This is a genomic window from Kitasatospora sp. NEAU-CNBT7, assembly GCF_057220535.1.
In genome coordinates this window covers 1-13,351 of record NZ_JBXQQB010000019.1, presented here as the reverse complement: position 1 = coordinate 13,351, position 13,351 = coordinate 1, and the positions used below count along the sequence as shown (strand labels likewise).

9 protein-coding genes are annotated in these 13,351 nt (G+C 71.7%); 5 read left to right on the top strand and 4 right to left on the bottom strand.

Annotated features, from left to right (window positions below):
• Nucleotides 1–238 precede the first annotated feature (238 nt).
• Nucleotides 239–1,360 (top strand): alpha/beta hydrolase, encoded by a 1,122-nt coding sequence (locus AC2TEW_RS23535; protein ID WP_484625322.1) that lies wholly within the window; start codon nucleotides 239–241, stop codon nucleotides 1,358–1,360.
• 75 nt (nucleotides 1,361–1,435) lie between these two features.
• On the opposite strand, the gene AC2TEW_RS23530 is transcribed toward AC2TEW_RS23535, so the two are convergent.
• The 4 genes from AC2TEW_RS23530 to AC2TEW_RS23515 all read right to left on the bottom strand — a co-directional run bounded on the left by AC2TEW_RS23530 (nucleotide 1,436) and on the right by AC2TEW_RS23515 (nucleotide 7,375).
• Nucleotides 1,436–2,674 (bottom strand): acyltransferase family protein, encoded by a 1,239-nt coding sequence (locus AC2TEW_RS23530; protein WP_484625321.1) that lies wholly within the window; start codon nucleotides 2,672–2,674, stop codon nucleotides 1,436–1,438.
• A gap of 33 nt (nucleotides 2,675–2,707) precedes the next feature.
• The gene (locus AC2TEW_RS23525) at nucleotides 2,708–4,852 is read right to left on the bottom strand and encodes a bifunctional polysaccharide deacetylase/glycosyltransferase family 2 protein (protein ID WP_484625320.1); all 2,145 of its coding nucleotides are present in this window, start codon (nucleotides 4,850–4,852) and stop codon (nucleotides 2,708–2,710) included.
• A 26-nt stretch (nucleotides 4,853–4,878) separates the two neighbouring features.
• The gene (locus tag AC2TEW_RS23520; RefSeq protein ID WP_484625319.1) at nucleotides 4,879–5,412 is read right to left on the bottom strand and encodes a hypothetical protein; all 534 of its coding nucleotides are present in this window, start codon (nucleotides 5,410–5,412) and stop codon (nucleotides 4,879–4,881) included.
• A gap of 370 nt (nucleotides 5,413–5,782) precedes the next feature.
• Nucleotides 5,783–7,375 carry a PucR family transcriptional regulator gene (locus AC2TEW_RS23515; RefSeq protein WP_484625318.1) on the bottom strand — a complete coding sequence of 531 codons (1,593 nt, stop codon included), beginning with the start codon at nucleotides 7,373–7,375 and terminating at the stop codon, nucleotides 5,783–5,785.
• Between the two features lie 458 nt (nucleotides 7,376–7,833).
• Here AC2TEW_RS23515 and AC2TEW_RS23510 point away from each other — a divergent pair, with 458 nt between their 5' ends.
• The 4 genes from AC2TEW_RS23510 to AC2TEW_RS23495 all read left to right on the top strand — a co-directional run bounded on the left by AC2TEW_RS23510 (nucleotide 7,834) and on the right by AC2TEW_RS23495 (nucleotide 13,317).
• Complete coding sequence (locus tag AC2TEW_RS23510; RefSeq protein WP_033820102.1) at nucleotides 7,834–8,721, top strand: FAD binding domain-containing protein; 888 nt, start codon at nucleotides 7,834–7,836, stop codon at nucleotides 8,719–8,721.
• A complete protein-coding gene (locus AC2TEW_RS23505) occupies nucleotides 8,718–9,203 on the top strand; it encodes a (2Fe-2S)-binding protein (protein ID WP_033820101.1) in 486 nt (161 codons plus the stop codon). The genes AC2TEW_RS23510 and AC2TEW_RS23505 overlap by 4 nt, the downstream gene beginning before the upstream one ends.
• Entirely contained in the window at nucleotides 9,200–11,560 is a 2,361-nt protein-coding gene (pucD, locus tag AC2TEW_RS23500; protein ID WP_484625317.1) for a xanthine dehydrogenase subunit D, read from the top strand. Before AC2TEW_RS23505 ends, pucD begins: the two co-directional genes overlap by 4 nt.
• Before the next feature lie 272 nt (nucleotides 11,561–11,832).
• On the top strand, nucleotides 11,833–13,317 hold the full coding sequence (locus tag AC2TEW_RS23495) for an NCS2 family permease (protein WP_484625316.1): 1,485 nt from the start codon (nucleotides 11,833–11,835) through the stop codon (nucleotides 13,315–13,317).
• The last annotated feature ends 34 nt before the right edge of the window (nucleotides 13,318–13,351 follow it).

Genomic DNA, 13,351 nt, shown 5'->3' with positions numbered 1-13,351 from the left:
GGCTGCGGCCGATCGGCCCGGGCGTACGAGATGATCTGTGCACCCGGAAGAATCGTCCGGTCGGGTGGCAGACTTGGGGGGTTGCCCACCGGAGCCTCACAGAAATGTGATCTTCCTCTCAGCTTCCCCTCAGATTCACCGGCAACTGACCACCCGTCCCACCCCGTCTGATCCTTTGGAGCACGTCCTGGGCGCCCCGAGCCCCGGGCGACCGCAACCCGGATACGAGAAATCCTTCATGCAACTGACTGGCACACCCTTCCTCGTCGTCACGATCATCCTCGTGCCGATCTCCATCGCAGCCGCACTGCTGCTCTGGGGGCGGGTGCGTGGGCCCCGGCCCGTCAAGCTGCTGAGCAGAACGGCCATGATCGTGTTCTGCCAGCTGACGGCGGTGACGACGGTCTTCGTCATGGTCAACAACGCCAACCTGATCTACGGCAGCTGGGACGACCTGCTCGGCACCGGCGACCACGTCCGGGCGGTGCCGAAGGTCCCGGCCGACACCGGCAGCGGCACCGGCTCGGACAGCAAGACCCGGGCCAAGGTGATCCAGTCGTTCACCGGCGTCGGCGACCCGAAGGTGCCCGGCGACGTCAAGAACACCGAGCTGAAGGGCGAGGTGTCCGGCGTGGACGGCGAGGTGCTGGTCTGGCTGCCGCCGCAGTACAACGACCCGGCGTACAAGGACAAGAACTTCCCGGTGGTCGAGCTGCTGCCGGGCTGGCCGGGCTCGTCCAAGACCTGGTTCGGCACGCTGAAGGTGTCCGACCAGCTCAAGCCGATGATGGAGAAGGGCGAGGTGGCGCCGTTCATCCTGGTGTCGCCCCGGACCAACCTGCTGGGCGACGAGGTGGACACCGGCTGCGCCGACGTCCCCGGCAAGGTCAACGCGGACACCTGGCTGTCGCGTGACGTGCCGCAGATGGTGCTGGACAACTTCCGGGCCGACCCGTCGCCCGACCGCTGGGCGGTGGCCGGCTACTCGGCCGGCGGGCACTGCGCCGGCAAGCTTGCGCTGGAGCACCCCAACCGGTACCGGGCCGGGGTCAGCCTCTCGGGCTACAGCGACCCGGGTCAGGAGCCGCACTCGCTGACCGCGAAGGACCCGGCGCTCAAGGAGAAGTCCGACCTGCTGAACATCCTCAAGAACGCCCAGACGCCGCCCAAGGTCGCGCTGTTCGTCAGCGGCAACAAGGGCGACGGGTACGAGGCCGCGGCCGCCCTCAAGTCGGCCTCCAAGGCCCCGACCACCGTCACCGCGGTGGAGACCACCGGCCCGCACGCGAGCGATGTGTGGCGCCCGATGGTCCCCGACGTGTTCAAGTGGCTGACCGGCGTGATCCCGGTCCAGCACTGAGCCTCCCGGCCGTCGACGGCCGACGCGAAGGGCCCCCGCAGTGCGCCGGGGGCCCTTCGCGTCGGTGCGGCCGGCTCAGCGGCGGCGGGCCGAGCGGGGCGCGCGCGGGTACGGGAACAGCCGCGGGCTGCGCTTGGCGGCCACGTCCTCGATCCAGCCGAAGGCCACGATGCACAGGCCGATCAGCGGCCAGGCCAGCAGCATCGGCACCCAGTCGCTGTCCAGCAGCCAGGGCACGTTCTCGGCCAGCACCGGCACGTACCAGGTCAGGCCGAAGAGGCTGATCGCGGCCGTGATGGCCAGGTTGTGCCAGAGGTAGACGGTGACCGCCCGGGAGTTCAGCAGGCTGATCCAGCCCGCCCAGCGCTTGAGCCGCGGCGGCCACTCGTCCCAGGACGGGCTGGCCGCCAGCAGCAGCAGGACGAAGCCGAAGGACCAGACCGCCTGGCCGAGGCTGCTGTCCTCCAGGTTCTGCGGGCCGCCCTCGTCGTTGGTGCCGTTCAGGGTCCACCAGAGCGAGACCGCCATCACGAACGGCACGATCGACGGCAGCACGTACCGCGGGAAGCGGCTGAGCAGCCCCTCCTGGTACGCCATGCCCAGCATCCAGCAGGAGCCGTAGGTGGCGAAGCCGTCGACCACGCTGTAGATCTCCGGGCGGAAGTCGACGTAGCCGAGCTGCATGACCACGCAGAACAGCATGGGCGCCGGCATCACCAGCCACGGGATCCGCCGCAGCAGCGCCAGCATCAGCGGGGACAGCAGCACGAACCACAGGTAGGCCCGCAGGTACCAGAGCGGGCCGGCCGCGTGCTCGCCCCACGCGTGGTCGAGCAGACCGTGGATCCCGGGCAGCGGGTCGCCGTACGGCGGGTCCATCAGCGGCAGGACCCACAGCGCCAGCCGGCCCCAGAAGCCCGCCACGCTGTGCCCGGAGCCGTGCGCGGACCAGCCCTGCAGCAGCATGCCCGGGACCGCGATCAGGCCGAGCAGCCACAGCGGCGGCAGCAGGCGGCGCAGCCGGCCCCGGATCACCGACCAGGTCGGACGGGACAGCGAGCGGGCCATCAGCGACCCGGCCAGCGCGAACATCACGCCCATCGACGGGAAGACGATCGGCAGCCAGGTCCAGGCGAACATGTGCAGGAACACCACCCGGACCAGGGCGAGCGCCCGCAGGAAGTCCAGGTAGCGGTCACGGCCCGGCTTGGCCCGGGCGGCGGGCGTCGCGGTCACCGGCCCGGCGGCGGGAACCGCCGCCGGGGGCCGGACGGCGCCGGGCGGCAGGTACCCGGGGTGGGCGGGCGCGGTCATGCGGGACCTTTCGGGTGGTTGGGGTGGGGCCGGTCAGACCGCGACCGGGACGTCGACCTCGCCGGTGCGCTTGAGCTTCTGCCAGCGCAGCCGGCCGCCGGTCAGCGCGGTGATCCAGGACTGGAGCAGCACCAGGTACATCAGCTGGCGGTAGACCAGCTGCTGGAGCGGCAGCGAGATCAGGTGCCAGGGTTTCTCCTTGTCCAGCCAGAACGCGTACGAGGCGCAGACCAGCTGGACGACCAGCACGGTCAGCCAGGCGGTGAAGGTCTTGGGCGCGTCCACGAAGAGCACCCCGTAGACCAGGAAGACGTCGAAGAGCGGGGCGAGCAGCGGGGCCAGCACCATGAACAGCGCCACCAGCGGCAGGCCGACCCGGCCGAAGCGGCCCGCCGGGCCCGAGGCGAGCACCGCGCCGCGGTGCTTCCACATCGCCTGCATGGTGCCGTAGCACCAGCGGTAGCGCTGCGACCAGAGCTGGCTGATGCTGCCGGGCGCCTCGGTCCAGGCGCGGGCGTTCTCGGTGTAGACCACCTTCCAGCCGTTGACGTGCAGCGCCATGGTGAGGTCGGTGTCCTCGGCGAGGGTGTCCTCGCTCATCCCGCCGGCCTGCTCCAGCGCGACCCGGCGGTAGGCACCGACGGCACCCGGGACGGTGGGCATGCAGCCCAGCTCGTCGTACATCCGGCGGTCCAGGTTGAAGCCCATCACGTACTCGATGTGCTGCCAGGCGCCGATCAGGCTGTCGCGGTTGCCGACCTTGGCGTTGCCCGCGGTGGCACCCACCCGGGGGTCGGCGAAGGGCTGGACCAGCTCGCGGACGGTGGAGGGCTCGAAGACGGTGTCGCCGTCCATCATCACGATCAGGTCGTGGGTGGCGTGCGCGATGCCGGTGTTGAGGGCGGTGGCCTTGCCGGAGTTCGGCTGGCTGATCACCCGGACGCCCGGCAGGGCCAGCTCCTCGACGATCGCGACCGTGTCGTCGGTCGAGCCGTCGTCGATCACGATCACCTCGATCGGGTGCTCGCTGTCGGTGAGCGAGTGCAGGGTGTTGGCGATGCACTCCTGCTCGTTGTAGGCCGGGACCAGGACGGTGACCTTCTCGGTGACCGGCGGCCCCCAGCTGAAGGTCCGGCGGCGGGTGCGCCGGGCGTGCTTGACGGAGAGGAACAGCATCAGCGCGAACCGGCCGAACACCAGCGTGCCGACCACCGCCAGCAGCACGATCAGGGCCGGCATGACGAACACCGCGGCGTGCGCGAGGCCGAGGAAGAGCTTGCCCTCCCACAGCTGGAAGCCGTCGACCTTGGACATCGAGGTGCCGGCGCCGACCGACTCGCTGACGGTGGTGAAGCGGTAGCCCTCGGACTGCAGCCGGGGCATCACGATCTTCAGCGCGGCGACGGTCTGCGCGCGGTCGCCACCGGCGTCGTGCATCAGCACGATGTGGCCGCTGCCGGCCTGCTTGGGGGTGGCCGCCGCGACGATGGCGTCGACGCCCGGGCGCTTCCAGTCGTCGGTGTCCTCGTCGATGAACGCGGTGACGTAGCCGCGGTCGGCGAGCTTCTTGACCACCGGCCAGGTCAGGTCGTCCAGGGCGGAGGCGTCGGAGGAGTACGGCGGGCGGAACAGCGCGCTGTGCACCCCGGCGACGCCGGCCAGGGCCAGCTGGGTCTGGGCCATCTCCCAGGTGATCCGGCGGTCCGACTGGAGGGTGAGGTCGGGGTGGGTGAAGGTGTGCAGGCCGATCTCGTGGCCCTCGGCGAGGATCCGCCGGATCAGCTCGGGGTGGCGGGTGACCATCGAGCCGGTCACGAAGAAGGTGGCCTTGGCGTGGTACTGGGCCAGCACGTCGAGGATCTGCGGGGTCCACACCTCGTCCGGGCCGTCGTCGAAGGTGAGGGCCATGGTGTGGTCCTCGGCCCGGTAGCTCTTGGGGTCCCCGGGCCCGCGGGCGTCGATCACCGGGCCGCCGGTGAGCAGGGCCGGCGGGACGGTGTCCTTGTCGACCGAGACGTTGATCCGGGCGTCGTGGAAGACCTCGTTGGTGACCAGTCCGCGCAGCAGCAGGGTGGCCAGCAGGGTCAGCAGCAGCACCGTCGGCAGGGTGAAGCGCAGGGGTGGTACGGCACGGCGGCGCGGGCGGCTGGCCGCTCGCCTGCCTCGGGATCGCGACATGGCTCGGGTGTCCTTGGAACTGGTGCTCAGCGAGGCTTGGCTGCGGAGGTGGCCGCGTGCGGGCTGGCGGCGCGGGCGCCCGGGGCGGGCGTGGTCTGACCGGGCTTGGCCGAGGTGGTCGTGGTGTCGGCGGCCCCGGCGGCGCCGGTGGGGGTGGCCTTGGGCGTACCGGTCGGCCTGGCGGTGCCGGTGGCGGCGGCGCCCGTACCGGTGGCGGACGGTCTGCCGGTCGGCCTGCCGGTGGCGCTCGGCCTGCCGGTGGCGGCGGACGGGGACGGCGAGGGCGAGGCGGTGCCGGACTCGCCGAGCACCGCCGAGTTGGCGGTGGGCGAGGGCACCGGCATCGCGGGGGCCTGCGCGTTGGAGCCGGCGACGGTGGTCAGCGCGGTGGCCGCGAACCCGGCGCAGGCCACCCCGGCGATCCAGCCGAACCCGCGCAGCGCCCGGCCGCGCCGGCCGCTCTGGTCCACGAAGACGGCCTTGGCGGCGGCCTCGGGGTGGATCACGACGCGTTCGACGATGGGCGCCGGCGGCTGCTCCTGGACCGCGGTCTTGGTCACCCAGGGTGACCGGAGCTGGAGGGTCTCCTCATGCCGTGGCATCGATCCGAACCAGTCGGATGAGGTACGCGGGCTCGGGTCGGTCACAGTACGCAGTCAACTTTCGCAGCCGCGCGCCGGGCCGAATGCGTCGACCGCGAGCGGAGAGGGACGGGTGCGCACGGAGGCCCCCGCACCCCGGGCGGCATCGCGGGGCGAACCGCCCGTATCGAACGGCCCTTCTCCGCACTGCGGTCGAAAGCTACCCCAGAAACCTGATAGAACCCTGATAGGAAAGTAGGCGAATTGACCCGATTTGAGCAGATCTGGGGCCGATCGTCATGAAGTCGTGACCGGATTCCTGGAACTCTTTACCCGCCCCTGTCAAGTACTACGCGAGCTCCAGTGCGAGGTAGAAATCCACCCGGTCCTCCAGCCGGGAGAGGTCACGCCCCGTCAACTCCTCGATCCGGCCGATCCGGTAACGGAGGGTGTTGACATGCACGTGCAGCTGGGCCGCGCACCGCGTCCAGGACCCGTCCGAGCGCAGGAACGCCTCCAGCGTCCTGACCAGATCCGCCTGGTGCTCGATGTCGTACCCGATGACCCGGTCCAGCAGCCGGCTGCGGAACGCCCGGCGCACCTCGTCCGGGACGGCCGCCAGCAGCAGCACGTGCGAGGCCAGCTCCTCGGGGCCGGCCACGCAGACCCGGCCGACCCGGGCGGCCGCGATCCGGCGGGCGTGCCGGGCCTCCTCCAGGGCGCCGCGCAGACCGCCGGCCTCCGCCGCCGGGGCGCAGACACCGACGGTGATCCGCCCCTCGGAGCCGAGTCCGGCCTCCAGCGGGGCCAGCAGTTCGCGCAGCGCCTCGGCGGGCACCGGCGCCTCCAGGGCCGGCAGCACGGCGACCGCGGAGCTGCCGGAGCCGGCCACCAGGGCCCGGTCGGAGGCGTCGGCCAGCGCCTCCTCCATGATCGTCCGCAGTACGCCGTCCGGCAGCCCGGTGCCCTCGGCGCTGAGCACCAGCCAGGTGCCCTCGCCCGCCACCGGCATCGGGGCGGCGCCCTCGTAGCGGACCGCCATCGCGGACGAGGCGTGCAGCGCGCGGCTGATCTCGGCCGGGTCGGCGTCCCGCTGGAGCAGCGTCAGCACCTCGTCGGCGAGCCGGCGGCGCAGCCGGCGGCCCTCGTCCCGGCGGATCCGCTCGGCGGCCACCAGCCGGGACAGGTTCTCGGCCAGCTGCTGGCGCTTGCCGGTCCACTCGGTGACGTCACCGGCGACCGCCAGCACCCAGTCGGCCAGCGGGCTCGGCTCGGCCGGGTCGGCGGCGGCGGGCAGCAGCGAGTACGAGCCGGAGACCAGCCGGGCCCGGTGCGGCGGGCGGCGGCGCTGGCGCTGGGCGGCCAGATGGGTGCGGGCCAGCTGGTCGCGGTCCTCGGCGGAGAGCCGGTCGGCGGGCCCGGCGACCACCCGGCCGGTCGGGGTGAGCACCCAGCAGTCCAGGTCGAGGTCGCCGCCGAGCAGGTCCAGCACGGCGTCCAGGCCGCCGCCGCCGGCCGCCGAGACCAGCATCCGGTGGCGGTCCACCAGCGCGGCGAGGTCCGCGGCCCGGTCGGCCGACACCTGGCGGCCGACGAACTCGGTGACCGCCCCGAAGGCGGTCTGGTCGGGCACCGCCAGCAGCGGCATCCGGTGCCGCCGGCAGGCGTCGATCAGGTCCTCGGGCACCGGGCCGACCTCCGCCTCGCCCGCCGCCAGGGCGACCGCCCCGCCGGCCGCGATGGTGCGCACGAAGCGCTCGGAGTCCTCCGGCGCGGTGCGCCAGAGCATCCCGGTCAGGACCAGCTCCCCACCGTGCAGGTAGCGGCCCGGGTCGTGCAGGTCGGTGGTCATGACACCGCTGACCTGCCGGTCGAGCTCGTCCTCGGCCGCGAGCAGCCGCAGCCCCAACGCACTGGGGGCGAGCAGGTCACGGACGCGCATCCGCAGACTCCTTCGTCTGGAGGGTGGGGGTCGGGCGGGTGTGGGGGTCACAGTGTGCCCCAGCGGACGGCCTCGGCGTTACGTCCGACCGGCGCGCGGGGTCACGGGGTCGTAGCGCGGCAATCACGGCCGGATTACGGTCGTAGTGAGCGGCCGGTAACCGCTTGGACTGGGCGATTGCCCACGTTAGAGGAACGTACAGGATGCCGGGCGGCACCACCGCCGGGGCTTCATGCCATCGGTGACTGCCTGCGGGCGGGCCGTCGGAGGTTCACTGGCCACACGCCGCCGGACACACCCCGGTGACCAGGACTCAACGCCTCGGCAACGGAGCGGTAGCAGAGTCCGAAATCCGAGGGTAAGAACTCCATGCGGCCCGCCCCCGAACGGGCGACCGGATGGGTTCCGGGCACTGTGCCCAACCGTTCCGGCAGGCGACGACTTGAGGAGACACCCGCATGGAGTTCCTTCGGCCCGCTACGTGGGACGAGGCGCTCGCGGCGAAGGCTGAGTACCCGACCGCGCTGCCGATCTCGGGTGGCACGGACGTCATGGTCGAGATGAATTTCGACGTGCACCGGCCATCCGCGATTCTCGACCTCAACCGCATCACCGAGCTCACCGAGTGGTCGAACGACGGTGGTGTGGTGAGACTCGGTGCCGCCGTGCCGTACACCCGGATCATCAACGAGCTGTCCGGCCCGCTCCCCGGCCTCGCGCTCGCCTCCCACACCGTCGGATCCCCCCAGATCCGCAACCGCGGCGGTGTCGGCGGCAACCTCGGCGGGGCCTCCCCGGCCGGCGACGCGCACCCCGCGCTGCTGGCGGCCGGCCGGGACGTGTTCGTCGAGGCCTGCTCGGTCCGCGGCACCCGGATGATCGCGATCGACGACTTCTACGTCGGGGTGAAGCGCAACTCGCTGGAGCAGGACGAGCTGATCCGCGCCGTGCACATCCCGGTCGCGGACGGCCCCCAGCAGTTCTCGAAGATCGGCACCCGCAACGCGATGGTCATCGCGGTCTGCGCGTTCGGCTTCGCCCTGCACCCCAAGAACGGCACCGTCGGCACCGGGATCGGCTCGGCCGCGCCGACGCCGCGCCGGGCCGTGGAGGCCGAGGAGTACCTCCAGGGCGTGCTCGCCGAGCGCGGCCTGTGGGAGTCCGGGGACCTGCTGGGCACCGAGGTGATCCAGCGGTTCGGCGAGCTGGTGAAGGCCGCCGCCTCGCCGATCGACGACGTCCGCGGCACCGCCGACTACCGCCGGCACTCGCTGGCCGTGATGGCCCGCCGCACGCTCACCTGGACGTGGAACGACTACAGCAAGCAGATCAGGAGCGCGGCATGAGGGTGACGTTCACCGCCAACGGCAAGCCGGTCGAGGCCGACGACGTCTGGGAGGGCGAGAGCCTGCTCTACGTGCTGCGCGAGCGGGTCGGCCTGCCGGGCTCCAAGAACGCCTGCGAACAGGGCGAGTGCGGTTCCTGCACGGTCTACCTGGACGGCACCCCGGTCTGCTCCTGCCTGGTCGCGGCCGGCCAGGTGCAGGACCGCGAGGTCCGCACCGTCGAGGGCCTGGCCGAGGACGACGGCGAGCTGGGCCTGGTCCAGCAGGCGTTCATCGACGCCGGCGCCGTCCAGTGCGGCTTCTGCACCCCCGGGCTGCTGGTGCAGACCGACGCGCTGCTCGCCAACGACGCCCAGCCCAGCGACAACGACATCCGCGAGGCACTGTCGGGCAACCTGTGCCGCTGCACCGGGTACGAGAAGATCATGGACGCGGTGCGGCTCGCCTCCGCCCGCACCTGCGCTAAGGCGGTCTCGGAATGAGCACCCGTACCATCCAGGGTCAGAAGAACCTGCAGGACATCCGGCAGGCCAGCAAGGACGGCATCGGCGGCTCGCCGCTGCGGCCCGACGGCAACCTCAAGGTCAAGGGCGAGTTCGCGTACTCCTCCGACATGTGGCACGAGGACATGCTCTGGGGCATGGCGCTGCGCTCGCCGCACCCGCGCGCCAACATCCTGAGCGTCGACATCTCCGAGGCGCTGAAGCTGCCGGGCGTCTACGCGGTGCTCACCCACGAGGACATCCCGGGCTCGAAGTTCTACGGCCTGGAGATCCAGGACCAGCCCGCGCTCGCCATCGACAAGGTGCGCTACCACGGCGAGGCCATCGCGCTGGTCGCGGCCGACCACCCGGAGACCGCCCGCCGCGCGGTGAAGAAGATCAAGGTCGAGTACGAGGTGCTCACCCCGATCGTCACCGAGGAGCAGTGCCTGGCCCCCGAGGTGCACGGCTACGTGCACGAGCCGCACGAGTTCAAGTCGCACGGCCACGGCAACATCTGCCACGAGCAGAAGCTGGTCTCCGGCCTCGGCGTGACCGACGAGGTCCGGGCGCTGGCCGACGTGATCGTCAGCGGCACCTACGAGGTCGGCATGCAGGACCAGGCCTTCCTCGGCCCGGAGTCCGGCCTCGCGGTGCCCGCCGAGGACGGCGGCATCGACCTCTACATCGCCACCCAGTGGCTGCACGTGGACCGCCAGCAGATGGCCCCCGTGCTCGGCCTGCCGGAGGAGAAGGTCCGGCTCACCCTGGCGGGTGTCGGCGGCGCCTTCGGCGGCCGCGAGGACCTCTCGATGCAGATCCACGCCTCGCTGCTGGCCCAGCGCACCGGCAAGCCGGTCAAGATCGTCTACGCCCGGGACGAGTCCTTCTTCGGCCACGTGCACCGCCACCCGGCCCGGATGTTCTACGAGCACGGCGCCACCCGCGACGGCAAGCTGGTCTTCGCCGACTGCCGGATCGTGCTGGACGGCGGCGCCTACGCCTCCGCCTCGCCCGCCGTGGTCGGCAACGCGGCCTCGCTCGGCCACGGCCCGTACGTGATCCCGAACGTCAAGATGCACGCCATCGCGCTCTACAGCAACAACCCGAGCTGCGGCGCGATGCGCGGCTTCGGCGCGGTGCAGGCCGCCTTCGGCTACGAGAGCCAGATGGACAAGCTCGCCGCCGAACTCGGCATGGACCCGGTCGAGCTGCGCCAGCTCAACGCGATGTCCGAGGGCGACCTGATGCCCACCGGCCAGCAGATCGACTCGCCGGCCCCGGTCGCCGAGCTGCTCCAGCGGGTCAAGGACATGCCGCTGCCGCCGCCGCTGGACCTCGACGACCTCGACGTCCGCGCCCTGCCCGGCGCGCTGTCCAACACCTCGCACGGCGAGGGCATCGTCCGCGGGGTCGGCTACTCGGTCGGCATCAAGAACGTCGGCTTCTCCGAGGGCTTCGACGACTACTCCACCGCCCGGGTCCGGCTGGAGGTGATCGGCGGCGAGCCGGTCGCCATGGTGCACACCGCGATGGCCGAGGTCGGCCAGGGCGGCGTCACCGTGCACGCCCAGATCGCCCGCACCGAGCTCGGCGTCGAGCAGGTCACCATCCACCCGGCCAACACCGAGGTCGGCTCGGCCGGCTCCACCTCGGCCTCCCGGCAGACGTACATGACCGGCGGCGCGGTGAAGCTCGCCGCCGAGGCGGTCAAGTACGCGCTGATCGACAAGGGCCGCCGGCGCTACGGCTGGACCCACCAGGACATCACGCTGGCCGGCGGCAAGGTGGTCTCCGAGTCCGCCGGGGTGCTGGTGCCGATGGTCGACCTGCTGGGCGACGAGGCGATCGACCTCACCCGCGAGCACCACCACCGGCCCACCGTGCCGTTCGACAAGGAGACCGGACAGGGCTTCGGCCACGTCCAGTACACCTTCTGCGCCAACCGCGCGGTGGTCGACGTGGACGTGGAGCTCGGCCTGGTCAAGGTGGTCGAGCTGACCGCCGCCCAGGACGTCGGCAAGGCGCTCAACCCGCTGTCGGTGGTCGGCCAGATCCAGGGCGGCTGCACCCAGGCGCTCGGCCTGGCCGTGATGGAGGAGATCATCGTCAAGGACGGGAAGGTGCGCAACGCGTCCTTCACCGACTACCTGATCCCCACCATCCTGGACACCCCGCCGATCCCGGTGGACATCCTGGAACTCCCCGACCCCAACGCCCCCTACGGGCTGCGCGGCGTCGGCGAGGCCCCCACCGTCTCCGCGACGCCCTCCATCGTCGCCGCGATCCGCCAGGCGACGGGCATCGCCCTGAACCGGATCCCGGTCCGGCCCGAGCACCTCACCGGAACGCTCTAGCCCCCAGACGTCCCCGGGGCGGTGACCGTCTTCCCCGCCGCCCCGGGGCAGCTCCACAAGAGCGCACCCGCGCCACCCGTACGCGACCAACGTGCACCATCCCGCTGCCTCCCACGCCGGGGCTCTGCAGCGGTGCGAAGCCCCACCCGAGCGCCGCACGCACCACAGCACGTGCACATCGTGAGTCGAACAGTCCCCCTGCGCCCTGCTCCTATGCCTGGCACACAGGTCGGCTCGCCCACCCCAACCCCCTTTGAACCTTGGGAGTGGACATGACCCGGATCCCGACGGAGCCCGGCACCACTGAAGAAGCACCCGCCGCTGACGAGCCCCTCACCTCGCCACCGGCAGCAGCCCCGCCGAGACACCTCCTGGACGCCTACTTCAAGATCTCCGCCCGGGGCTCCAGCCTCGGCAACGAGCTCCGCGGCGGCCTGACCACGTTCATGGCGATGGCGTACATCGTCCTGCTCAACCCGATCATCCTGAGCGGCGCCGACGTCAACGGCCTCAAGCTGGACCACGCGCAGCTCACCACCGCGACCGCGCTGGCGGCGGCGGTCACCACGATCCTGATGGGCGTGGTGGGCAACGTCCCGCTGGCGGTCGCCGCCGGCCTGTCGGTCTCCGGCGCGATATCGGCGCTGGTGGTCCCGCACACCACCTGGCCGCAGGCGATGGGCCTGTGCGTGATCTACGGCCTGCTGATCGTGCTGCTGGTGGTCTCCGGCCTGCGCGAGAAGATCATGAACGGCATCCCGCTGCCGCTCAAGCACGCCATCACCATCGGCATCGGCCTGTTCGTCGCGCTGATCGGCCTGGTCAAGGCCGGCTTCGTGCACACCGGCGGCCCGACCCCGGTCTCGCTCGGCCCGTTCGGCGAGCTGGCCGGCTGGCCCGTCCTGGTCTTCTGCCTGACGCTGCTGACGATCTTCGTCCTGCTGGCCCGCAACGTCCGCGGCGCGATCCTGATCGGCATCGCCGGCGGCACCGTGGTCGCGTTCGTCGTCAACGCGGTCGCCGACCTGCCCGCCAAGACCTGGAGCAGCTCCGCGCCGGTGTGGCCGGGCAGCCCGGTCTCCGCGCCCGACTTCGGGCTGTTCGGCAACGTCGACCTGTTCGGCGCCTTCGGCAGCCACGGCCTCGGCGCGATCAGCGCCACGGTCGCGGTCTTCACCCTGGTGCTGGCCGGCTTCTTCGACGCGATGGCGACCATCATCGGCGTCGGCACCGAGGCCGGGCTCGCCGACCAGCAGGGCCGGATGCCGGGCCTGTCCAAGGCGCTGTTCATCGACGGCGCCGGCGGCGCGATCGGCGGGGTGGCCGGCGCCTCCGGCCAGACCGTGTTCGTCGAGTCGGCCACCGGGGTCGGCGACGGCGCCCGGACCGGCCTCGCCTCCACCGTCACCGGCGCGCTCTTCGCGGCGATGCTGTTCTTCTCGCCGCTCGCCGCGATCGTCCCGGTCGAGGTCGCCTCCGCCGCCCTCGTGGTGATCGGCTCGATGATGATGAGCCAGGCCCGCCACATCGACTGGTCCGACCGCGAGATCGCCATCCCGGCCTTCCTGACCTGCGTCCTGATGCCGTTCACCTACAGCATCACCGCCGGTGTCGCCGCGGGTGTCATCTCCTACACGGTGATCAAGGCCGGTACCGGCAAGTGGCGCGAGCCCGGCCCGCTGATGTGGATCCTCAGCGTGGTCTTCGTGGTCTACTTCGCGCTCGTCCCGATCAAGGACTGGCTGGGCGTGCACTAGCACCCGCCCACCCCGCCCCGCCGGGGGGGGGGGG

Bases quoted from the DNA above. Each gene is read 5' to 3' on its own strand.
- AC2TEW_RS23510 (WP_033820102.1), top strand. From the start codon at position 7,834: ATGGAGTTCCTTCGGCCCGCTACGTGGGACGAGGCGCTCGCGGCGAAG.
- pucD (WP_484625317.1), top strand. From the start codon at position 9,200: ATGAGCACCCGTACCATCCAGGGTCAGAAGAACCTGCAGGACATCCGG.
- AC2TEW_RS23505 (WP_033820101.1), top strand. From the start codon at position 8,718: ATGAGGGTGACGTTCACCGCCAACGGCAAGCCGGTCGAGGCCGACGAC.
- AC2TEW_RS23530 (WP_484625321.1), bottom strand. From the start codon at position 2,674: ATGACCGCGCCCGCCCACCCCGGGTACCTGCCGCCCGGCGCCGTCCGG.
- AC2TEW_RS23495 (WP_484625316.1), top strand. From the start codon at position 11,833: ATGACCCGGATCCCGACGGAGCCCGGCACCACTGAAGAAGCACCCGCC.
- AC2TEW_RS23525 (WP_484625320.1), bottom strand. From the start codon at position 4,852: ATGTCGCGATCCCGAGGCAGGCGAGCGGCCAGCCGCCCGCGCCGCCGT.
- AC2TEW_RS23515 (WP_484625318.1), bottom strand. From the start codon at position 7,375: ATGCGCGTCCGTGACCTGCTCGCCCCCAGTGCGTTGGGGCTGCGGCTG.
- AC2TEW_RS23535 (WP_484625322.1), top strand. From the start codon at position 239: ATGCAACTGACTGGCACACCCTTCCTCGTCGTCACGATCATCCTCGTG.